The 563-nt window shown below is 38.2% G+C and carries 1 pseudogene; it reads left to right on the top strand.

The features are described from left to right. A pseudogene (locus KIV40_RS33425) lies at positions 1-180 on the top strand (DNA mismatch repair protein MutT); the annotation flags it as partial. Between the last annotated feature and the right edge of the window lie 383 nt (positions 181-563).

The raw sequence follows: 563 nt of genomic DNA on the forward strand, positions 1-563 counted from the left end.
GAGCTTGGCGCAACGGCCTATGAAGATTACGAAGTTAAAAACGGCATGAAGCCTGTGTGGATTAATATCCATGATGCCATTGCTCACAACGAAAAGACGATCGCAGAAAGTGAAAAGAAGGGGATGAGCATTGAGCGAGAAACCTTCCTACTGCACCTAATCGCTAAAGAGATGCTTTAGTTTAAAGAAATGCTATAGTTTAAAAAATGCTTTAGTTTAAAGAGTTAGAAGGGGTAGTACAGTCTAGTGCTATCCCTTTTTGTTGCCACCTATCCCTTTTTGTTACCACCTACCTCTCTCAATCCTATCTATCACCCTCAATCAAGCATTGTTCCTATACTCGCCATGTCTCATATTTGTAATGTTTATTGATAATCACTCGATTTTATAACTTCAAATAATGTAACTTTCGCCATAGTGCTTTTTTATCAATGATTTAAGTGGTTTGCATTCTGTATTCATGCAATGCGCCTTTGAGTCATTTCCGTATTTCAGGCCGGCATACTATGAATGGTCAAATTATAGAGAGAGTAAAATGAAGAAAGTCGTTATTGCGCTGATGT

The sequence above is a fragment of the Vibrio sp. D173a genome, from assembly GCF_030248475.1.